Here is a 21,503-nt window from a genome sequence, read left to right as displayed (position 1 = left end):
GCACGCCTGTCTCGACCTGTAACGCCTCTACATCCGCCGTGCATCGAACGCGTCCCTCAGCGCGTCGCCGATGAACACCAGCAGCGCCAGGAGCAGCGCCAGGGCGAAAAACGCCGTGAAGCCCAGCCAAGGCGCCTCCAGATGCTGTTTGCCCTGTGTCACCAGCTCCCCTAACGAGGCGCTGCCGGCGGGCATGCCGAAGCCGAGAAAATCCAGCGCCGTCAGCGTGGTGATCGCCCCGGTCAGCATGAACGGCACCAGGGTGAGCGTTGCCGTCATGGCATTGGGCAGAATGTGCCGCCACATCACCTGCGTATCCGACAAGCCCAGCGCTCGCGCCGCCTTCACGTATTCCAGGTTGCGCCCGCGGAGAAACTCCGCACGTACCACGTCCACCAGGGCCAACCAGGAAAACAGCGCCATGATCCCCAGCAACCACCAGAAATTCGGTTCCACGAAACCGCTGAGGATGATCAACAGATAAAGCACCGGCAGCCCCGACCACACCTCCAGCAGGCGCTGCCCGAGCAGGTCCACCCAGCCCCCGTGGTACCCCTGCAAGGCCCCGGCGGCAACGCCGATCAGCACACTGATCAGCGTCAGGGCAACGGCGAACAGCAACGATACCCGGGTGCCATACAGCACCCGAGCGAGCACGTCGCGGCCCTGGTCATCCGTGCCCAGCCAGTTGCTCGTGCTCGGCGGGCTGGGGGTTGGCACCTGCAGGTCGTAGTTGGGGGTATCGGGGCCAAAGGGGATGGGCGCGAAACGCATCCAGCCACCCTGATCGGCGATCAGCTGGCGCACGTACTGGCTGCGGTAGTCGGGCTGAAACGGCAGCTCGCCGCCAAATTCCCGTTCGCTGGAGCGCTTGAGCGCCGGCACGTACAGCTCGCCCTGGTAGCCCAGCAGCAGCGGTTTGTCGTTGGCCACCAGCTCGGCGCCCAGGCTGAGCAACAGCAGCCCGGTGAACAGCCACAGCGACCACCAGCCCCGGCGATTGTCGCGAAAACGTTGCAGGCGACGGCGCGCCAAGGGCGACAGCATCAGTGCGCCCTCGCCGTGAAGTCGATACGTGGGTCCAGGGCGGCGCAGGCCAGATCGCCGATCAGGCGAATCAAGAGGCCCGCCAGAGTGAAGATGAACAGGCTGCCGAAGACCACGGGGTAGTCCCGCGAGACAGCCGCCTCGAAACCCATGCGCCCCAGGCCGTCGAGCGAGAAGATCACCTCGATCAGCAGCGAGCCTGCGAAGAACACCGTGATCAGCGCCTGGGGCAGGCCGGCTACCACCAACAGCATCGCATTGCGCAGCACATGCCCGTACAGCACGCGCCGCTCGCTGAGGCCCTTGGCCCTCGCGGTGACCACATATTGCCGTGCGATTTCATCGAGCACGGCGTTCTTGGTCAGCAAGGTCAGCGTGGCAAAGCCGCCAATGACCAGCGCGGCCACCGGCAGCACCAGGTGCCAGGCGTAGTCCGCGATCTTGCCCAGCAGGCTGAGCTGGTCGAAATCCTCCGACACCAGGCCGCGCACGGGGAACCAGCTCAGTGAGGTGCCGCCAGCGAACAGCACGATCAGCAGCAGCGCAAACAGAAACGAGGGCAGGGCGTAGCCGATGATGATCAGCAGACTGCTCCACGCGTCGAAGCGGCTGCCGTGGCGCACGGCCTTGCGGATACCCAGCGGAATCGACACCAGGTACGTGATCAAGGTGGCCCACAGCCCCAGCGACAGGGTGACGGGCAGCTTGTCGAGAATCAGGTCGGTAACCTTGGCGCCGCGAAAGAAGCTGTCACCAAAATCCAGCCGCGTGTAGTGCGTGAGCATCAGCCACAGCCGTTCGGGGGCAGATTTGTCGAAGCCGTACTGGCGCTTGATGTCGTCCAGCAGTTTGGGGTCCAGCCCGCGGCTGGCGCGTGACTCGCCGCGCGGCACCTCGGCGCTGGCCCCGGGTGCGCCGCCGCCGATCCCTTGCAGGCGCGCAACCGCCTGCTCGACCGGGCCGCCGGGTGCAGCCTGGATGATCACGAAGTTGACCAGCAGAATCGCCAGCAGGGTGGGAATGATCAGCAGCAGACGCCGCAGCAGATAGCCAGTCATGGTCTGTTCCTGAGCCGTTCGGCCATCTGCGCATCGGTCAACGCGGTGCGGCTGACCTCCCACCAGGTGTCCAGGCCCTCATCGTACAGCGGCGCCTGCGCGGGCCGACCGAAGCGGTTCCACCACAGCGTCGAGCTGCCGGGCGGGTAGTAGTTGGGAATCCAGTAGTCGTTCCATTGCAACACCCGGTCCAGCGCGCGGGCGTGACGTAGCAGGTCGGCCTGGCTGTCGGCACGTACCAGGCCGTCGAGCAGACTGTCTACCGCAGGGTCACGCAGCACCATGAGGTTGTTCGAGCCAGGGTCGGTAGCGGCGGCCGAGCCGAAATAGGTGTACAGCTCGGCGCCCGGCGACAGGCTGACCGGGAAGCTGGCGGTGACCATGTCGTAGTCGCGGCTCATCAGTCGGTTCACGTACTGCGCCGGGTCGATGTTACGGATGTCGAGGGTGATGCCGATCTGCGCCAACGTGCGCTTCCACGGCAGCAACAGCCGCTCCAGCCCGGCCTGACCGTTGAGAAACGTGAAGCGCAGGGGTTCGCCCTTGGCGTTGACCAGCTGGTCGCCCTCGACTCGCCAGCCGGCGCGCTGCAACAGCGCCAGGGCCTGCAACTGCTGCGGGCGGATCAGGCCGCTGCCATCGGTGCTCGGCGCCACGAACACCTGATCGAATACCTGCGCCGGCACCTGATTGCGCAGCGGCTCGAGCAGCTCCAGCTCGGCGGCATCGGGCAGTGCGCGTGCGGCCAGCGGCGTGTTGGAGAACACGCTCTGCTGGCGAATGTACATCTGCCGCATCATCTGCCGGTTGGCCCACTCGAAGTCCCAGAGCATGGCCAGCGCCTGGCGTGTGCGCCGGTCTTGGAACACCGGCCGTTCGAGATTGAACACGAACCCTTGCGCAGCTTGCGGCTTGGCCGGCGCGAGGTGGGCGCGCTGCAGGCGGCCATCGTCGAGCGCTGCGCCCTGGTAGCCCACGGTGTAGGCGGTGGCCGAGAACTCGCGGTTGTAATCGTAGCCACCGCCCTTGAGGACCTGCCGGGCGACTTCGGTGTCGCTGAAGAACTCCACGCGCAGGCGATCGAAGTTGTAACGACCCCGGTTGACCGGCAGGTCCCTGGCCCACCACGCGGCGTCACGCTCGAAGGTGATGCTGCGGCCGTTGTCGAGCTTGCCGATGCGGTACGGCCCACTGCCCACCGGCGCGCTGAAGCCGGCACCCTTGGCAAAGTCGCGCGTCTGCCAATCGTGTTCGGGCAGCACCGGCAGGCTTGCGACGTCCAGTGGCAGGGTGCGGCCGTGGCCGGGGGCAAAGTCGAAACGCACGTGCCGGGCATCTTCCACGGTCACGCCGGTGACATCGGCGAACTGAGTGCGGTAGCGCAGGCTGCCTTGGCTCAGCAGTCGGTCGAACGAGAACTTCACATCCTCGGCGCGTACCGGTTTGCCATCGGCGAAGGTGGCGCGCGGATCGATTTCCACACGCAGCCAGGCATCTTCCGGGCCGCGCTCCAGGCGCCGGGCGATCAGGCCGTAGACGGTGTAGGGCTCATCGAACGAACGCACGGCCAGCGGCGCATACAGCCAGCCGTCGACTTCGCTGACGCCGGTGCCCTTGTCGATGTACGGCAGGATATGGTCGAACTGGCCGAGACTCAGCGCAGAACGACGCAAGCTGCCGCCCTTGGGCGCGTCAGGGTTGACGTAGTCGAAATGGGTGAAGGAGGCGGTGTAGCGCGGCGCCTCGCCATAGACGGTGAGGGCGTGGCTGGGGTCAGCGCAGGCGGGCAGCGCCGCTGCGCTGAACAGGCAGGCTGCAAGCAGGCGCTTGCAACGCTGCCAGGCCGGCCGCTGAGAAAGGCGACGGGCCAATTCAGGATCAGTCCTGGCGGCTGGTCACTTCCAGCAGGTGGTAGCCGAACTGGGTTTTCACCGGGCCCTGAACGACGTTGACCGGGGCGCTGAAGACCACGGTATCGAACTCCTTGACCATCTGGCCTGGGCCGAACGAGCCCAGATCACCGCCTTGGCGGCTGGACGGGCAGCTGGAGTTGTCTTTGGCGACCTGGGCGAAATCGGCGCCGCCTTCGATCTGAGCCTTCAGCTCGTTACATTTTTCTTCGCTGGAAACCAGGATGTGGCGGGCGGTGGCTTTGGCCATGGGGAGGACTCCTTTTAGTGAAGGCGCAAGCCTAACGCAGTTTTGGGGGGAATGTCTTCCCGTGGATTGACGTGCTTACTGGGGTAGGCATAGCCTCATCGGACCGTCGCGTCTGTCTGGCGAAGTTTGATCTACAGAACATATCTGTGTAGTTTCTATTCCTGAGATCAAGTCTTGGGAGTCGCTCATCATGGGGCATGTCATCAGCCCACCGCTTACCGCGCCGAAGCATACCCATGCCATCGCGCTGCGCACCGCCGTCAACGTCCTGGAAAAATGGCACGCCAGCCCTCGACAGATCGAAAGCATTCTGCGCATTTCTCGCAGCACCTGCAGCCGCGCCAAGGACGCAACGCGCGCGGTGAGCCTGGATGAGGATCAACTCGCACGTACCAGCCTGGTGCTCAACATCCATGCCAGTCTGCGCACGCTGTTCGACAACCCCGATAACGTCTACGGCTTCATGCGCATGGCCAATGACAACCTCTTCTTCGCGGGGCGGGCGCCGCTGGAGGTCATGGCCGAAGGCTCGTTCATCCACCTCTACGAGACCTTCCGCCACATCGACGGGCTGCGCGGTGCGCAGTGGTGAAGGTGAGTCGTCTGCAACCGCGGCAGGGCGATGAATGCCTCAAGGCTCACCGCCTGGTGAATTCGAAATTTCCGCCCATCGCCCTGTTCGACGATGTGGCCAGTGCCGAGGAATTCGACGCGCTGTATGCGGTGCAAGCGCTGACCAATCCGCGCTTGCAGGCTGAAGTGGGCAGCCTGGCGTTGATTGCGCGGGACCAGATCCCCTTCGGCATTCAAGGCTGCGCCTACGCCACGGCACCTTTTACCCACGTCAACCCGAATGGCTCGCGCTTTGGCGATGGCAGCTTCGGCATCCTGTATCTGGCCGACACCATGGACACTGCAGTTGCGGAGGTGCGCCATCACCAGCAGGCCTACTGGAGCAAGGTTCATGGCCTGAACTACGAGCGCTTCGTGTTTCGTGGGCTGGTGTGCCAGTTCGTCGAGGCGCGAATGCTCGATGCCACGGCGTTGCCGCTGTCACACCCGATTTACGCGAGCGATGACTACAGCGCCTCGCGGGTGCTCGGCCAGGACACGCTCAAGGCCGGGGCGCCGGGCCTGCGCTACCACTCCGTACGCGCCCCGGGCCACACCTGCTGGGCGCTGATGACGCCACGGCCCGTGCGCTCGATCGTGCAGTCGCACCACTACGAGATGGTCTGGAATGGCGCGATCACCAGTGTCAGCAAGCTGGTCGGCAGCGGCTGACACGTCGGGGGCTGCCAGGCTGACGGTGTCGACCTGCCAGCCGCTGCCGGCCTTGGCAGCACCGCGCCGCTTCACCCTGCCAAACGCTCAGCCGCCGCGCGCAACAACTGCGCGGTGGCGTCCCACCCCAGGCAGCCATCGGTGATCGACACGCCGTATTCCAGCGGCCCCTTGCCCAGCGCCTGGGCGCCGTGGTGCAGATGCCCTTCGAGCATCATCCCCACCACCGAGCCATCACCCTCCAGGCGCTGGCGCAGCACCTCATCGAACACCGCCGGCTGGCGCGCCGGGTCCTTGCCGCTGTTGGCGTGGCTGCAATCGACCACGATCCGCGCTGCCAGCCCGGCCTTGTTCAGGCCCTGACGTGCCTCGGCCAGGTGTGCTGCGCTGTAGTTGGGGCCGCTGTGCCCGCCGCGCAGCACCAAGTGGGTGTCCGGGTTGCCGAGGGTTTCCACGATCGCCGGGTGGCCGTGGGCGTCGATGCCGAAGTGGCGGTGGCCATGGGCGGCGCTGCGCATGGCGTCGCAGGCGATGGCCACGCCGCCGTCGGTGCCGTTCTTGAACCCCACGGGCACGCCAAGGCCGCTGACCAGTTCACGGTGAATCTGCGATTCGGTGGTGCGCGCACCGATCGCCGCCCAGCTCAGCAGGTCATCGAAGTAGCCAGCGGCCATGGGTTGCAGCACCTCGTTGGCCAGTGGCAGGCCGCGCTCCAGCAGGCCCAGCATGAGTTCGCGGCACAGCGTCAGGCCGGCCTGCATGTCATCACTGCCGTCCAGGTGCGGGTCGTAGGCCAAGCCTTTCCAACCGACGGTGGTGCGCGGTTTTTCAACGTAGGCGCGCATTACCAGCAGCAGGTGGTCATCGACCTCGGTGGCCAGTGCCTGCAAACGGTCGGCGTACTCCAGCGCGGCGCGCGGATCGTGCAGCGAGCAGGGGCCGACGATCACCAGCAGGCGCGGGTCGTGGCCTTCGAGGATGGCGCGCACGGCGCTGCGGTGCTGGCTGACCTGCACGGCGAGGTCACTGCGCAGGGGCAGTCGCTGCTTGAGTTGAAGGGTGCTGGGCAGGCGATGGCTGAGGGCGGTGTTGGCGGCCGCAGGTTGAGGCTGGGCGTGAACGGGATTGAGGGGCAGGGCAAGGGTGGCACTGTGCATGATGATCTTCCTTCGGCGGACGGCGGGGTCAAGCCCGCAACGTCGGCACTAGACAGGTGTTCGACAGGTTGTTCGCGACGATCGCGGCAGCGTCGTCGAGGGCGTGGGCGTGCCACCGGAGCAGAACCGATCGGAGGCGGCAGGCTGGCCCGAACGGCATTGGCTAAATCGCCAGGTAGCAGTGCAGGTGCGGTAATAGTTGAAGTGGTTCATGTCGGTGTCCTGTCTGATCGAGTTGAAAAAAAACCAAGGCCTTGAAACGCAAAACCCCCGGTCGGGAAGCCGACCGGGGGTTTGAGTATTCTCATGTTCGGCGGCCCTCGAAAGTGGGCGCCGTGTGGGTATCAGCGGCGCCTAGTGGCTAAACCAATACCCGAAGTAATAGCTGGCGACAGACACGCAGCCGCTCACCGCCGAACGCTGAACGCGATCGCTGGCAAGGCTGTGGATGTGTGAATGTGTCTGCATGATGCTCTCCGTGATGGGGTCCGAGCTTACTGCACCTGGCGCCGCGTATTCAATGGCCATGTGGGAAGTTTTCCTACTTCTGTCAGCGACGCAGATACGCGCTGAAGTCGATATCGCCTGAACTGAGAATGGCCTGAACCCGATTGTGCACGTTGAGCTTGCGCAAGATCGCCGACACATGCGCCTTGACCGTGGTCTCGGCAATGTCGAGTTGGTAAGCGATCTGTTTGTTCGATTCGCCCTTGGTCATTCGCTGCAGTACCAGCAGTTGCTTGCGGGTCAGCGCCTGCAGTTGCTCGGGCGCGAAGGCGGGGTGCGTAGGGACCGCACGGCGCGTGCCGGGCTTTTGCGTGCGGATGATGTCAGGCGGCAGGTAGACGTTGCCATTGAGGATCTGCTCGATGGCCTCGGTCATCTGCGCGCGTGGTGAAGACTTGGTGATGAAACCCACCGCGCCATAGGTGATGGCCTGCAGCACCACGTGCTTGTCCTGTTCGGCAGACACGATCACCACAGGAATGGTGGGCGCTTCGTTACGCAGGTTCATCAGCCCGCTCAGCCCGTGCATGCCGGGCATGTTGAGGTCGAGCAGGATCAGATCGAGGTCGTCGTGGCCCTGGGTCACGGCCAGGGCACTGTCGAGATCGGCCGTTTCCATCACTTCGCTGCCGGGAAAACCATCGGCGATGACGTTGTGGATGGCCTCGCGGAACAGCGGGTGATCGTCGGCAATGAGAATTTTGTACATGGCTGTGCACCTTGTTTTTATTGAAATGTGCCGGCGCGCAAGGTCGGAACGCCCGGGTGCCGTGCGTTCTCGCCTGAGTGGTAAGCCTATTAGGACTTTCAGACAACGCATTTGTGAATGCGACCATCGAGAGCCAAACCGCTACCAAAGTAGTAGAAAGCAGCGCCTCGGCGTACAACCATTACTGCGCGCACTGCCACGGGCTTGAGGCCAAGTCGGGCGGTATCACCCCGCAACTGCGGTCAGTGGCCAGCTTGAAGTCAGGTGCATTTCTTTCCGACTTCAGACAAAAACGACAGGTTCTTCACATTATTTTTACCTGGGCCTTGGCAAGGTAGAGCCACATCCGTTAGACATTGGCCCGCTTTCCCCGGCGGGCTTTTCTTTGCCTGCTTTTCTTCGCCAGGCGTACCGAGCCATTCACCCCACGTACGTAGGTGCGCAAGAGGGTGCTGGCACATCGCTTTTCTGCGACACTGTCATCCGTCCTGGCTAAGCACTGGTGTCGGGCTGCAACGCCTCTTTCCGCATTTTCATTTGACTGGCCGCAGCATCCGAATGCAGGGCGGTTGGGAGATACCTTGCTCAACGTTTCTACGCACGCCACCGCTGCCGACCGCCTCTCTCATGTGCTGGAAGCCAGCGAGCGGTTGGCCGCTGCCATGTCGATAGACGAAGTCATCGGGGTCTTGCGCGACCTGGCGCGCAGGGCGGTCGGCGCTGATGGGATCGCGGTGATCATCGAGCAGCAAGGCGCCTGCGCCTATGTGGCCGAAGACGCGGTCTCGCCCCTGTGGCAGGGCCAGAGTTTTCCCGCAGAGCACTGCATTTCAGGCTGGGCCATGCACCACGGTGAAACGGTTTCAGTCGCTGACGTACGGCTCGACCCCCGCCTTCCGCGGGGCGCCTATGCCTCGACGTTCGTTCGCAGCCTGGTGCTGGCGCCCATCGGCAGGCCCAAGGCGTTTGCTGCCTTGGGCGCCTACTGGGCGGAGGTCGGCGAACACGACCCCGATACCATCAAACAGCTGGAAAGCCTGGCTCGTGTGGCCACCATCGCCATCGAGAACGCTCGCCTCACCCAGGCACGCAATCGCGTGGCAGCGGTAGGTGCAACCCAGAACCGCATCCTCGCACTGGCCGTCCAGGAACGGCCGCTGGACGTGACGCTGAATGCGATCGTGGGCGAAATCCAGGGGCTGTCGCCGTCTGCGTTCGTCAGCGGCATCCTCCTCCTTGACGCTGCTCGGGAAAAGGTCGAGCACTGCGTGGGCCCGGCGCTTCCCGATGTCTACCGTGAGGCCGTCACGGGCCTTGCCGTCTGCCCGCAGAGCCTCGCACAGGCCATGCTCGACATCCCCAGCGCCGCGGGCTGGGCGGACTTGCGGGCGCTGGCCGAGCGTCAGGGTCTGCGCATCTGCGGGTCGATCGCGATTCATTCGGCGCAGGCCGACCTGCTCGGTGCGTTGCTGTTGTATCACCCTGAAGTCCGCGAGCCGTTGTCTGCCGATACCGAGATCACCGACTTCGTGGTGCAGACGGTTGCGCTGGTGGTGCAGCGTGCGCGATCGGACCTGGCGATCCGTGCCAGCGAGGGCAGGCTGCGGCTTGCCGTCGACCATGCCGATGTGGGTTTCTGGGACGTGGATTTCGTGCAGAACACCCTGGTCTGGCCGTCGCAGACCAAGGCGATGTTCGGTATCTCGGCGCATGTAGCGGTCACCCTGCAGGACTTCTACGACGGGCTGCACCCAGACGACCGCGGGCACACGATCGACGCCTTTGCGGCCGCCATCGACCCCGAACGCCGCGCGCTGTATGAGGTGGACTACCGCACCATTGGCCGTGAAGACGGCATCGTGCGCTGGGTGGCGGCCAAGGGGCGAGGCGTGTTCGACAGCGCCGGCCACTGCCTGCGCGTGGCGGGCACGGCGGTCGAAATCAGCGCGCGCAAAGCCGCTGAAGAAAAGCTGCGTGAGCTCAATGCCACCCTCGAAGGGCGTATTGCGCAAGCCATCGCCGAGCGTGAAGACGCGCAGAAGGCGTTGCGCCAGAGCCAGAAGATGGAAGCCATGGGCCAGCTCACCGGTGGCGTGGCGCATGACTTCAACAATCTGCTGACCCCTATCGTCGGCACCCTCGACATGCTTCAGCGCCGCGGCGTGGGCGGTGAGCGCGAGCAGCGACTGATCGCCGGCGCCATGCAGTCGGCAGAGCGGGCCAAGACCCTCGTCCAGCGCCTGCTGGCCTTCGCGCGGCGACAACCCTTGCAAACGGCGCCGGTGGACGTGGCACGGCTGGTGAGCGACATGGCCGATCTGGTGGCCAGCACCACGGGCCCGCAAATCAAGGTGGTGGTCGATGCGCCCACGCACCTGCCCGCGGCCATCGCTGATCAGAACCAATTGGAAATGGCCTTGCTCAACCTGTCTGTGAACGCCCGTGACGCGATGCTCGAAGGCGGCACCATGCGCATTTCCGCCAGTCTGGAAGTGGCCGGGCAGGGGCACCGGTCGAAACTGCCGAGCGGTGAATACCTGTGTTTGTCGGTGGCAGATACCGGCACCGGCATGGACGCGGCGACGCTGGCGCGCGCTGTGGAGCCTTTCTTTTCCACCAAGGGCATCGGCAAGGGCACCGGGCTGGGCCTGTCGATGGTGCATGGCCTGGCCTCGCAGCTCAACGGCGCACTCACGCTGCAAAGCTCGCCTGGCCTGGGCACCAACGTGGAGTTGTGGTTGCCGCGCAGCCCGACCAGACCGGTGGCGCCATTGCGTATCGTCGATGCGGTGGAGGCGCCCGTCACCTGCGGGATCGCGCTCCTGGTCGATGATGAGGAGGTGGTCCGCGCCAGCACCTCGTACATGCTCGCTGAGCTGGGCTACCGCGTGGTCGAAGCGACCTCGGGCGAGGAAGCCTTGCAATTGGTGGCCGCCGGCGAGCCGTTCGACCTGCTCATCACCGACCACCTCATGCCGGGGATCAACGGCACCGACCTGGCCAGGGTGGTGCGGACCTCCAGGCCAGGCACGGCGATCCTGCTGGTGTCCGGCTATGCCGAGCGCGAGGGGCTCGATGCCGACCTGCCGCGCCTGACCAAGCCGTTTCGCAAGAACGAGCTGGCGGCGAGCCTGTCGCAACTGTGCGGTGAGCGACGCGAGCGCGAGGTGGGCAGGTGAAGGGTCACGGGGGCGTTTCGAAGGGTTGAGTCACGGTTGATTTTCATGGCTCCCCAACGTGTGTTCACGACCCGGCAGGCCAGGTATCGATCCAAGGGCATTGCCCGATAGGGTGGATGAGTGCCTTCCAGGCAATACCCATCAAACATCACGGCTTGTCGACATTCTCTTCACGACATTTTCACCGGCGGTTTGGGAAGGTAGAGCCACATCCGTGAAACACTTGGCCCGCATCCCCCAGCGGGCTTTTCTTTGCCTGCGTTTTTTGCAGTGGCCTGAAGCCTCAACGAGCGGTACCCGCTTGGGCAGCTGTCACAGCTCACGCCCCTCATCCACTCCATTGACCATCAGATACAGCAGCGGCCCGACAGACACGAATACTGCGGTCAGGGCCAGATAGGGCAGCACTGCGACCCATGGCTTGCCCCGTCGCTGGTTGCTTCTCACCATCCAGAGCGCCGCCAGCGCCGCCATGAGATACAGGTCGATGACCACCTGCGCAGTGTCCGGGCTGGCGATCAGCGTCATGCCAAAGGCCAGTAACGACTGTTCAGCGATCAGCATCGTCCAGCCGGTGTAGAGCGAAAAAAGCACCAGCGCCACCAGTGCGATACAGCGAAGTTTCATCTGCGTGTCCTCGGTAGGGTTTCCCAGGCACGGTAGTGGTAGGGTGGCGGGCACTCAATGACCTGTGAGGTCATCGAGATCCACTGTCAGGGAAGTGCCAAGGATGCGCCATCACCGGTTGAACCCCAGCCATGTCGAACCCACCGGTGCCGCCGGTCAGCAGGTTCGCCACTGGCGGCTACAGGCGGGCATGAGCCAGCTCGATCTGGCGCTCAGTGCCGGAGTTTCGCAGCGTCACCTCAGTTGTGTCGAAACAGGACGCGCCAAGGCCAGCCCCAGTACCTTGCATGCGCTGCTGTCGGCACTGGATATACCGCTGGAGCACTGCAACGCCGTGTTCCTGGCCGCCGGTTACGCCCCGCGCTATGCGGCGACGCCCCTTGAGGCACCCGACATGGCCGTGATCCACGCCGCCCTCGAGCAGATCCTGCAGGCCAATAACCCCGCGGCTGCCATCGTCATCGATAGCCAGTGGGACATCATCGCGGCCAATACCAGCACCGGGCTGCTGCTAAGGATGGCGGGTCTGCCTGCCGACCTGCCGCCAGGCTTGAACCTGTTGGACACGCTGCTGCGCCCCGGCGGGCTGGGGGATCGCCTGGCCAATGCACAGGATGTGCGTGCCCTGACCTGGCAGCGGGCCTGTAGGGAAGCTGCGAGCAATCGTGCATTGGCCCAGCGTCTGCGCGGGATCACGGCACCGACGATCGCGTTGCCCGCTGCCCCCGCCAGCCCGGTGGCGCTGACGCGCGTTGACACCGCAGAGGGTGAGTTGAGCTTTCTGTCCACCTTCACCACGTTCGGCATGCCAGCAGATATCACGGTAGCGTCGCTGCGCATCGAGCACCTGGTGCCGGCCGATGCGCAGACTCAGGCGCGGATGAGGGCAGCGTACGAACAGTGGCAGGCTACAGGGTAGGTGCCGCACCCGAGCCGGCGCAGACGGCCAGGCAGCGGCTCTTGCGCTGGGCTGCCAGGCGGCGGTAGGGTCGTTGCGCAGGTCGACCCGAACTGCCTTCGAATCCTTACTGCCAGAGAACCCAGGTGAACCTCTCGAATCCGCTGTTGCAGGTCCTGTTCCCGTTGCTGATGATTGCCGGCATCTACCTGTTGATCCGCTGCATCGCCCGGTGCAAGCGGATGATCTTTCCCGCCATACGGGTTCGCTTTCCGGCCAGCGCGACCCCTTTCACCCTGGACCTGCCGCAGCCAGGCCGTTATGTGATCAGTGTGCTGATCCCGCCGATGACGTTCATCTCCGGCGTCGCTCATTTTTCTGCCAGGTTTTCGGTCACGCGCACCTCGGACGGCACCTCGCTGGAATACCGATCCTATGGACGATCGCTGTTTCGCGTTCAGCGCACCGACATGTCCGGCAAACAGGCGTTGCCACTGGGTGAGTTCCAGTGCGTGGCACCTGGCGAACTCCAGGTGACCTGCCTGAACCCCGAAACGATCAGGGCGAACTATGAACTGGAGGTTGCCCCGCATGTGCCGGTGTTGACGCTGCTTGCGTGTGTCCTGGCCACGATTGCCTCATCGTTCATGGCGATAGGCGGGTTGGTGATGTCGCTCATCGTGCTGTTCGGGGCGGGTTGAGCGAGTCTGGCGGCGCCTGGCGTTTACTGCTGCTGGCGGGCGTGCGCCTGGGGCGCTCGCCCTGACGGCAGGATCGCCGCGCTGGGCGGCCCGGCCGCCGCGTTCGAGACCGATCGATTGGCCCGGCTCATTCGCAGGTACAGGCTTGCTGAAACGTTTCTTCGAGTTTATAAAAAGGCACAACTCCAAGAAAGGCGACTGCCATGACCCCGCTCAAACTCTTCATCACCCTAGGCGCCCTGTCGGCTGCCTCCCACGCCATGGCCTGGGACTACGTACTGCTCGATACCGACAAACCTGCCCAGAACTGGCAAATCACCAGCGAGCAGCTCGGGGTCAAGACCGCCAAGCCTTTCAGTGTCACCCTGCGCACGCTGCATGGTGGGCGCCAGGAAGGGGTCAGCGTCGTCGACATCGACAATGGCGCGATGAAACTGTCCGTAGTGCCCACACGCGGCATGAACATCCTGCAGGCCTCCGTGGGCGATGTGCGCATGGGCTGGGACTCGCCGGTCAAGGACGTGGTCAATCCGGCCTTCATCGAGCTCAATGGCCGCAATGGCCTGGGCTGGCTGGAAGGTTTCAACGAGCTGGTGGCCCGCTGCGGCTTCGAATGGGTAGGGCACCCGGGTATCGACAATGGCGAACTGCTCACCCTGCACGGTCGGGCGGCCAATACCCCGGCCAGTAAAGTGACCCTGCACATCGATGAAACACCGCCCTACGCCATCACCTTGCGTGGCGAACTCAAGGAACAGGCCTTCAAGAAAGTCGACTTCTCGGTCGCCACGCAAGTGATCACCGACCCCGGCAGCGTGACGTTCGCAATCAGCGACACCTTGACCAACAACGGTGATTATCCGAAGGAATACCAGGCCCTGTACCACAGCAACTTCAGTACGCCGTTCCTGGAGCAGGGCGCGCGTTTCGTCGCCCCGGTCAAACAGGTCTCACCGTTCAATGACAAGGCCAAGGCCGACCTGCCTGACTGGCAGACCTACCGCGCACCCACCCGGGACTATGACGAAACGGTATACAACGTGGTGCCCTATGCCGATGCCAATGGCGACACCCTGACCGTGCTGCATAACGCGGCGGGTAGCCTGGGGGTGGCGGTGGGGTTCAACACGCAGACACTGCCCGTGTTTTCACTGTGGAAGAACACCGATACCCAGGGCCAGGGTTATGTCACCGGGCTGGAGCCGGGCACCAGCTTTTCCTATAACCGCCGTTACCAGCGCCCGCTGAACCTGGTGCCAACCCTCGAACCAAAAGGGCAAAAACAGTTCCGCATCCGCTACAGCCTGCTGGCTGATAAAACAGCGGTCGACCAGGCCGTGAAGCAGATAGACGCGATTCAGGCTGGGCGTGAGACCGAGGTGCGGCAGACGCCGCTGGTTGATCTGACGAAGGAATGACGTCGCGGGTGCTGGGTGAACGACCTTGAGCACAGGGTAGGCGAGGGCCAGCCAGTGGGGAGCACGCGCAACTGGACGGCCTGGGCACGATAACGGCGGCGGGAGACTGGCCGCGTCGGCGCGAACTGCAGGGCAAAGCAGGCTTGCCTGCTTATAAATGCGATCAATGCTTATCCGCGCCCCGCTATCAGGAAGATACAGACGTCCTACCTCCCGCCGTCCGCTTCCTCCCAGCAGGACGCCGTGCACGCGCTGTATCGCGACCACAGCCAGTAGGATGGACGGCTCGCCGGGGGGAAGGGGGCGTGACGGCATCCCCGCTCAGCCCCTCGCCGTCCGCCCTCAGATCACCTTCACCGCCCGGCCGATGAACTGAATCGGACCGGTCGGCCGGCCAGTGGGCGAGCCTCCGGCTTGCTCCAGGGTCAGCTCGAACAGCTGATTCGGCTCGAGCGGCGGCAGTTGCTCGACAGGCACCTGCGCCCGTTCGCCGGGCCTGACCAGGCCCAGTGAGACCGGCGCGTTCCACTGATCGGCCTTGGTCCAGAACTGCAGCACCTTGCCACTGGGCACCTGCACCGTGCCCAAGGGGATCAGTTGCAGCGACTGGGTGTTGCTGGCCTGCACCACCCAGCCAGCCGCCTGATCGCCAGGTGCGGCGAGCACCACGACATAGGTGGTGGGGGCAGGGGCTGCGAACCACAGCAAGACGGCAAGCAATGCGCTGGTAAACACACCGGCGCCAGCCAGGCCTTGCCAGAACAGCACACGTTGCCACCAGCGTGTGGCGGCGGCCACCGGGGTCAGCGCATTCAGGCTGCGGGTGATGCGGCCCCACAAGGGCGCACTCGGTGTGACTGGCCTGGCCAGTGCATCGAGCGGCTGCAACCGGGTTTGCCAGGCCTCGACCGCCGCTCGCAGGGCCGGGTCGTGGTCCAGGCGATTGGCGACGTAGGCGCGCTCTGCGCTCGTCAAGGTGCCCAGCACGTACTCGCCGGCCAGTTGTTCGATGTCGTCCGGGCGTTCGTCGCCCACTTCACTGTTCATCCCATGCACTCGCGCAAGGCAGCCAGGCTGCGTTTGATCCAGGCTTTGACGGTGCCCAGCGGAGCGCCGAGCAACTGGGCGATCTGTCCATGGCTGCAGCCTTCGACATAGGCATGCAGCACGCAGGCGCGGCGAGCCGGTTCCAGTGCATCCAGGCAGTGGTAGAGGCGTGCCGAGGCCGCGTGAGCCTCGAGCGCTTGCGCGTAATCGGCGGTTGCCAGCAAGGCGCTGAGCTGCTCTTCATCCAGCGGCAGGTCGCGCTGGCCGTCGCGCACTTGGTTCAGGGCCAGGTGACGGATGATGCTGTAGATCCAGCCACGCGCCGAGCCGCGCGCGGCATCGAAACTGCCGGCCCGGGTCCAGATGCGCACGAAGCCATCGTGCAGCACGTCTTCGGCACTGGCGGTATCGCGGGTGATGCGCCGGGCAACGCCGAGCAGGCGCGCGCCTTCGTGGTCATAGAGGGCGTGCAGGGCACGTCGATCGCCGCTCGCACAGGCGTGCAGGCAGCGCTGGAAATCGAAAGGGTCGGCGGGTTCGGTCAAGGTACGCTCAGTGGGTTGGGGCTGGGCAAGGTCCCGGTCGGGGCTGTGGGTCAGCGTAGACCAGCCAGGCAACGATGCCTGGCGGCCTTGCGTGGAGCAGGTTCAGCCGCCCCCGGGTGCAAACGCCGATGACCCGAGCGATGGCCGCCGCGCGACGGCCGAGCTTCACCCCACTGCGTTCACGACCTCGATCACTTGGCTGCCCAGAAAATGTAGTCGGCCTGATACTTCACCACCTGCTGCTCACCTTTGTTCTGCGTGCCGCACGTGCTGGACGGTGCCACGCCACCCTGGGTGGCCAGGCGCTGGATGTACGTCACTCCCTTCATTGCACCTTCGCCTTCAGCAGGGTTGGCCTTGACCAGCTGATAGGGAATGTCGCCTTTGCCAGCCGGCGCGATGGCCAGTTGCGTGCCGGTGACGCTCGAACCGTCCTTGCCTTTCCAGGTAGCAGGCGGGCCGAAGTAGTCACCGACCACGGTGCCGCTGCGGTCCTTGAGTTCGGCTTTGGGGCCGACGAAGAACCACTCGGTCTGGCCAGGGGCACTAGCCTTGTCGCGGCACTCGTAGGTGATCTCGCCGACGCCAGTGGTCTTCAGCACGATCGCATTGCCGGCAGGCACCTTGACCGCATCCGGCGTCGCCATGGCAGCGTGCGCAGCTGGTAGCGACAGGCCCAGCATCAGGCCGCAGGCGAGCAGGGTAGAGGCGGGTTTGAAGGTCATGGTCAATCTCCTGAAAGGTCGACTGGCAGCGCGTCTGCCAGTGCTTGGGGTCCGGGCAGTCATTCGCTGCCTGCACGTACTACCCGCCAGGATCGAATCTGGATGCAGCCGTTGGAAAATAAATCCGCAAGCCGTGGCGTGTCTGTTCATCGACCCATGCGCCATCGAGGCCCGCCGGCCTTGCGCGGCGCATGAAATTTGCGTCACCACGCAGCATTGCCCGCCGTGCCCGTGTCTCACCCAGCAACGTGCACGGCGGCCAGTTGCGCCCTCGGCTATCCTGCGCCAGCGTTGTGCGCGTGACCTCTCATTGGCCTTTCCTCCCGAGCCTTGCCCATGCCCGTATTCAACCCCTCCATTGCCATCTGGACCCTGGCCGCCGTGGCCACCGCAGCGGTCATCCTGCGCCCCTGGCGCGTTCCGGAATGGATCTGGGCCGTCACCGGCGCCGTGCTGCTGACGCTGTTCGGCCTGATTCCGCTCAAGGCGGCGCTGGGCGCGGTGGCGCAAGGACGTGATGTCTATCTGTTCCTGATCGGCATGATGGTGCTGGCCGAACTGTCTCGCCAGCAAGGCCTGTTCGACTGGCTGGCGATGTATGCCGTGCAGCACGCCAAAGGCTCGGGGCAGCGGCTGTTTGACCTGGTGTTTCTGGTCGGCACGCTGGTCACGGTGTTTCTCTCCAACGACGCCACGGCGGTGGTCCTCACTCCGGCGGTGTACGCCGCCTGCAAGGCGGCCAAAGCACAGGCGCTGCCCTACCTTTTCATCTGCGCATTCATTGCCAATGCCGCGAGCTTCGTATTGCCGATCTCCAACCCGGCAAACCTCGTGGTCTTCGGCAGCCAGATGCCGCCGCTGCTCGACTGGCTGCGCCTGTTCGGCCTGCCGTCGCTGGCGGCCATTGCGCTGACCTACGTGACGCTGCGCCTGGCCGTGCGCAAGCAGATCGCCCAGCCGCTGGTGACCACCGCCGCGCTGCAGCCGTTGTCCAGCGGCGGGCGGTTGTGTGCGTGGGGCATTGCTGTGACGGCGGTGATTCTGGTGGCGGCCTCGGCGATGGGCTGGGAGCTGGGCTTGCCGACGTTCTGCGCGGGCGTTGCGACGGCGGGGCTGATTCACCTGATGCAGCGTCGTTCGCCCATGCCGGTGCTCAAGCAGGTCGCCTGGGGGGTGTTGCCGTTGGTCGCAGGGCTGTTCGTACTGGTGGAGGCCGTGGCGCAGACGGGGGTGATCGAGCGCCTGGCGCTGGCGTTGCAAGGGTTGGCGCAGCACTCGCCGGTGCAGGCCAGCTGGGCGGCGGGAGTGTTGTCGGCCATTGCCGGCAACCTGATGAACAACCTGCCGACCGGCCTGATCGCAGGGTCGATGGGCCAGTTGGCCGAACTGCCAGCGCAGACCACAGCGGCCCTGTTGGTCGGCGTGGACCTGGGCCCCAACCTGTCGATCACCGGATCGCTCGCGACCTTGCTGTGGCTGGTCGCGATTCGCCGCGAGGGCGAACACGTCGGGGCTTGGGACTTCCTGCGCCTGGGCATGCGGGTGATGCCGCCGGCGCTGGTTGCCGCGTTGGCCTTACTTCACCTTTGAAGCAGGGGCCAGCGGTGCAGGCGGGTTCTTCAGCTTGATCACATCACCGGTAACGGTGGTGGTGTAGCCGTTCAGCACGTAGGCCCAGAACCATTTTTCCTGGACCTGGGTGTTGATCAGCGCATCGCCGCCCTTGGATTTGATCGCCGCATTCTGCGCGCGCACGAAGCGGTTGTTCTGTTGGACAGGGATGAAGCCGATGACCATCAGGCCGGTGGCAGAGCCTTCACCACGACCGAGTACGGTGTACTCGCTGCTGTCATAGTGCGGAGTGGTCATCGGTACGCCGGTGCAGCCTGCCAGGGTCAGGGTAAACAGGCTCGCGGCCACTGCTTTGGAAAAGAAATTCACGTGTAACTCCATGCTGAAACCCCCCGGATCCATTTCCAGGGGGCGGTACTCTACCTGTCTGGCCGATGCATTGATATGCGCATCGCGCGGCGGCTAGAAATCCCAGCGCGTGGTCAGCATATAGTTGCGCGGCTCGCCGTAGGCGCCTGCCGTATAGAAACCCAGGTTGGTGTAGTAGCGGGTGTCCAGCAGGTTGTTGGCGTTGAGCGTGGCCGACAGGTGCTCGTTGAACTGGTAGCGCGCCATGGCATCGACCAGCCAGTACGGCTTCTGCTCGAAGTCTTCATAGTGATCGCGCGGGCCATTCCAGATCGCTTGCCAGGCGCGGCTCTGCCAGCGTGCACCGCCGCCGATAGTCAGCTTGTCGAAGGCGCCGCGCAGCGTGTAGGTGGTGTTGAACGTGACTTGATGTTCCGGCTCGAAGGTCGAGATCTTGTCCTGGTTATGGTCGCGCACGATCTTGTGGGTGTAGCCCGCCTGCAGCTGCCAGCCGGGGGCCAGTTCGCCCGACGTCTCGATCTCATAGCCCTTGGTCACCGCCGGGGTGCCTTTGAAGGCGTAGTTGCCCGGTTGCGGATCGCGGTTGTTGTACTCATCGTCCGGCACGGAGCGGTTGTCTTCGTGGATCTCGAAATACGCCGCGCTGGCATTGAGCCGGCCTTCGAAGAACTCGGCCTTCAGGCCCACCTCGTAGTTCTGGCCTTCGTCCGGGTCGAGCAGCTTGTCGTCGCGGTCGCGGTTGTAGTTTTCCTGGGGCATGAAGATATCGGTGTAGCTGGCGTACAACGAGTAGGTGTCGTTCAGGTCATAGATCGCGCCAACGTACGGCACCACACGGCCGGTTTCGCGGTAGGTGGGCGTGTTGCCGGTCAGTTGGTAATTCACCACGCGTGCGCCGAGGATCACCTTGAGGTCATCGGTCATGTTCAGGCGGGTGGTCATGTAGCTGCCGGTCTGGCGCACGGTGTCGTCGAGAAACTGCGTTTGCTCGCCCCAGTTCGGCTCGCGCTGCTTGCCGTCCCAGTGGTTGAAGTCGACCACGTTGGGCCCATAGGTGGTGTAGTTCCACCAGCCCTTGCCTTTCCAGTGGGCGTTGGCGATGGAGCCGCCGAGCACCAGCTCGTGCTCGCGGCCGAACAGCTCGAACGGGCCGCTGACGTACAGGTCGGCCGAGTCGCTGACGGTGTCGCCGGTGTACTTGCCGGCGGTGATCTTCGAGGTGCCGTCGGGGTTGGGGGTGGCGCCCTGGATCGAGCCCATGGCGGCATGGTAGCCGTTGATCTTTTGATCGAGCTGCAGCTTGCTCACCCAGCCGTTGCCGAAATCGTGTTCGAGCATGGCGAACACGGTGCGCGTGTACTGCTCCCAGGCGCTCCAGTTGGCCGCGTTGTTGAACGAGCGCGACACCTTGTTGTGATTGCCCTCGGAGTCGATCAGCGGAAAGCTGCCCGACCAGCTCGAGGCCTTGGGCAGGCTGTCCTGATAATCGCCACCGACGGTCAGCAGCGTATCGGGGGTCAGGTCGAATTCGAGGATGCCGTAGTAGACCGGGGTCTTGCGGCTGTAGCGGTCCATGAACGAGCGCTTGTCTTCATAGGCTGCCACGGCGCGGCCACGCACCGTGCCTGCCTCGTTCAGCGGGCCGCTGAGGTCCAGCTCGCTGCGGTACTTGTCCCAGGAACCTGCGCCCAGGCTGACGTGACCCTGGAAATCGGCCGTGGGTTTCTTACGCACCAGGTTGATGGTTGCGCCCAATGAGCCGGCCCCGGTGAGCAGCCCGGTAGCACCCTTGAGCACCTCGACGCGGTCGTAGATGGCCATGTCGCTGAGGGTGTTGCCGGCCGAATAGCCGACGTTGCGCGCCGTCGACGGGATGCCGTCGTACTGGAAATTGTTGATCGAAAAACCGCGCGCGTAGTAGTTGGTGCGGTCGCTGTCGTAGGCCGAGACGGTGATGCCAGGGGTGTGGCGCATCACGTCGTCGACGTTGTTGAGGTTGAAGTCGTTGAGGTGCTGACGGGTCATCACGGTGATCGACTGCGGCGTTTCGCGGGGCGTGAGCACCAGGCGCGTGGCGGTGGCGATGGAGCCTGGCGTGTACGAGCCGCTGCCTTCGGTGATGCTGCCCAGCTGGTTGGAGACGATCTCGGTGGTCCCCAGCTCCAGCATGCCAGCGTCGGCGGTGTGTGCGGCGGCGCTGATGCTGTAGCGCCCGTCGCTTTCGCGCAGGGCCTGCAGGCCGGCGCTGCTGAGCAACTGCTGCAGCCCCTGGTCGGCGGTATAGCTGCCGTCCAGCCCGGCCGTGCGCTGGCCCCGGGTGAGTGCGGGGTCGAACGACAGCACCACGCCTGCCTGGGCAGCAAAACGGGTGAGCGCCGGGCCCAGGTCGCCTGCATCGATGTGGTAGGCGCGCGGGCTGTCAGACGCCGCCTGGGCGGGCAGCACGTGGCTCAGGCCGAGCAGGGTGGAACAGAGCAGGGCGCGGCGCAGGTGGGCGGCC

At 64.6% G+C, this 21,503-nt stretch carries 19 protein-coding genes and 1 pseudogene; 8 read left to right on the top strand and 12 right to left on the bottom strand.

What is annotated here, in order from left to right; all coding sequences use genetic code 11:
- Window positions 1–27: 27 nt before the first annotated feature.
- From RT028_RS01905 to RT028_RS01890, 4 genes are read right to left on the bottom strand one after another with little or no spacing between them, the layout of a single operon-like run.
- Window positions 28–1,047: an ABC transporter permease gene (locus tag RT028_RS01905; RefSeq protein WP_312931822.1), complete on the bottom strand. Its 1,020-nt coding sequence runs from the start codon at window positions 1,045–1,047 to the stop codon at window positions 28–30.
- Window positions 1,047–2,105, bottom strand: coding sequence for a microcin C ABC transporter permease YejB (locus tag RT028_RS01900; protein WP_312931820.1), 1,059 nt, complete (start codon window positions 2,103–2,105; stop codon window positions 1,047–1,049). The genes RT028_RS01905 and RT028_RS01900 overlap by 1 nt, the downstream gene beginning before the upstream one ends.
- The gene (locus RT028_RS01895) at window positions 2,102–3,928 is read right to left on the bottom strand and encodes an extracellular solute-binding protein (RefSeq protein ID WP_312931959.1); all 1,827 of its coding nucleotides are present in this window, start codon (window positions 3,926–3,928) and stop codon (window positions 2,102–2,104) included. Before RT028_RS01895 ends, RT028_RS01900 begins: the two co-directional genes overlap by 4 nt.
- A gap of 55 nt (window positions 3,929–3,983) precedes the next feature.
- Complete coding sequence (locus RT028_RS01890) at window positions 3,984–4,265, bottom strand: peptidylprolyl isomerase (RefSeq protein ID WP_312931818.1); 282 nt, start codon at window positions 4,263–4,265, stop codon at window positions 3,984–3,986.
- A 190-nt stretch (window positions 4,266–4,455) separates the two neighbouring features.
- Here RT028_RS01890 and RT028_RS01885 point away from each other — a divergent pair, with 190 nt between their 5' ends.
- Entirely contained in the window at window positions 4,456–4,857 is a 402-nt protein-coding gene (locus RT028_RS01885; protein WP_312931816.1) for an antitoxin Xre-like helix-turn-helix domain-containing protein, read from the top strand.
- The gene (locus RT028_RS01880; RefSeq protein ID WP_312931814.1) at window positions 4,851–5,549 is read left to right on the top strand and encodes an RES family NAD+ phosphorylase; all 699 of its coding nucleotides are present in this window, start codon (window positions 4,851–4,853) and stop codon (window positions 5,547–5,549) included. Before RT028_RS01885 ends, RT028_RS01880 begins: the two co-directional genes overlap by 7 nt.
- Before the next feature lie 71 nt (window positions 5,550–5,620).
- Here RT028_RS01880 and RT028_RS01875 read toward each other — a convergent pair whose 3' ends face one another.
- Both RT028_RS01875 and RT028_RS01870 read right to left on the bottom strand, forming a co-directional pair.
- Window positions 5,621–6,706 (bottom strand): 3-deoxy-7-phosphoheptulonate synthase, encoded by a 1,086-nt coding sequence (locus RT028_RS01875; protein ID WP_312931811.1) that lies wholly within the window; start codon window positions 6,704–6,706, stop codon window positions 5,621–5,623.
- A 550-nt stretch (window positions 6,707–7,256) separates the two neighbouring features.
- Window positions 7,257–7,922: a response regulator transcription factor gene (locus RT028_RS01870; RefSeq protein ID WP_312931809.1), complete on the bottom strand. Its 666-nt coding sequence runs from the start codon at window positions 7,920–7,922 to the stop codon at window positions 7,257–7,259.
- A gap of 152 nt (window positions 7,923–8,074) precedes the next feature.
- Here RT028_RS01870 and RT028_RS20225 point away from each other — a divergent pair.
- Window positions 8,075–8,260, top strand: a pseudogene (locus RT028_RS20225) (c-type cytochrome); the annotation flags it as partial.
- Between the two features lie 243 nt (window positions 8,261–8,503).
- Window positions 8,504–11,101, top strand: coding sequence for an ATP-binding protein (locus RT028_RS01860; RefSeq protein WP_312931807.1), 2,598 nt, complete (start codon window positions 8,504–8,506; stop codon window positions 11,099–11,101).
- Between the two features lie 312 nt (window positions 11,102–11,413).
- On the opposite strand, the gene RT028_RS01855 is transcribed toward RT028_RS01860, so the two are convergent.
- Window positions 11,414–11,728: a DUF2834 domain-containing protein gene (locus tag RT028_RS01855; protein ID WP_312931805.1), complete on the bottom strand. Its 315-nt coding sequence runs from the start codon at window positions 11,726–11,728 to the stop codon at window positions 11,414–11,416.
- 103 nt (window positions 11,729–11,831) lie between these two features.
- Between RT028_RS01855 and RT028_RS01850 the strand changes: the two genes are divergently transcribed.
- From RT028_RS01850 to RT028_RS01840, 3 genes are all read left to right on the top strand, one after another.
- Entirely contained in the window at window positions 11,832–12,647 is an 816-nt protein-coding gene (locus RT028_RS01850) for a helix-turn-helix domain-containing protein (RefSeq protein WP_312931804.1), read from the top strand.
- 164 nt (window positions 12,648–12,811) lie between these two features.
- Window positions 12,812–13,327 (top strand): hypothetical protein, encoded by a 516-nt coding sequence (locus RT028_RS01845; protein WP_312931802.1) that lies wholly within the window; start codon window positions 12,812–12,814, stop codon window positions 13,325–13,327.
- A gap of 203 nt (window positions 13,328–13,530) precedes the next feature.
- Window positions 13,531–14,745 (top strand): aldose 1-epimerase family protein, encoded by a 1,215-nt coding sequence (locus RT028_RS01840; RefSeq protein ID WP_312931800.1) that lies wholly within the window; start codon window positions 13,531–13,533, stop codon window positions 14,743–14,745.
- 342 nt (window positions 14,746–15,087) lie between these two features.
- Here the strand turns inward: RT028_RS01840 and RT028_RS01835 are convergent, their stop codons facing one another.
- The 3 genes from RT028_RS01835 to RT028_RS01825 all read right to left on the bottom strand — a co-directional run bounded on the left by RT028_RS01835 (window position 15,088) and on the right by RT028_RS01825 (window position 17,062).
- Window positions 15,088–15,792, bottom strand: a complete 705-nt coding sequence (locus RT028_RS01835) for an anti-sigma factor domain-containing protein (RefSeq protein WP_312931798.1) — start codon at window positions 15,790–15,792, stop codon at window positions 15,088–15,090.
- A complete protein-coding gene (locus RT028_RS01830; protein WP_312931796.1) occupies window positions 15,789–16,337 on the bottom strand; it encodes a sigma-70 family RNA polymerase sigma factor in 549 nt (182 codons plus the stop codon). Before RT028_RS01830 ends, RT028_RS01835 begins: the two co-directional genes overlap by 4 nt.
- A gap of 191 nt (window positions 16,338–16,528) precedes the next feature.
- The gene (locus tag RT028_RS01825) at window positions 16,529–17,062 is read right to left on the bottom strand and encodes a DUF3455 domain-containing protein (RefSeq protein ID WP_312931794.1); all 534 of its coding nucleotides are present in this window, start codon (window positions 17,060–17,062) and stop codon (window positions 16,529–16,531) included.
- 336 nt (window positions 17,063–17,398) lie between these two features.
- On the opposite strand from RT028_RS01825, the gene RT028_RS01820 reads away from it, so the two are divergent.
- A complete protein-coding gene (locus tag RT028_RS01820; protein ID WP_312931792.1) occupies window positions 17,399–18,652 on the top strand; it encodes an arsenic transporter in 1,254 nt (417 codons plus the stop codon).
- Here RT028_RS01820 and RT028_RS01815 read toward each other — a convergent pair.
- Entirely contained in the window at window positions 18,638–19,003 is a 366-nt protein-coding gene (locus RT028_RS01815; protein WP_312931790.1) for a hypothetical protein, read from the bottom strand. The genes RT028_RS01820 and RT028_RS01815 overlap by 15 nt on opposite strands.
- Window positions 19,004–19,096: 93 nt before the next feature.
- On the bottom strand, window positions 19,097–21,503 hold a 2,407-nt coding region (locus RT028_RS01810), incomplete at its 5' end, for a TonB-dependent siderophore receptor (protein ID WP_409567130.1).

The organism is Pseudomonas sp., assembly GCF_032058845.1.
In the GTDB taxonomy this organism is placed as follows: Bacteria; Pseudomonadota; Gammaproteobacteria; order Pseudomonadales; family Pseudomonadaceae; genus Aquipseudomonas.
The sequence above is the reverse complement of the archived record's forward strand: the minus strand, read 5'-3'. Positions and strand labels throughout refer to the sequence as shown.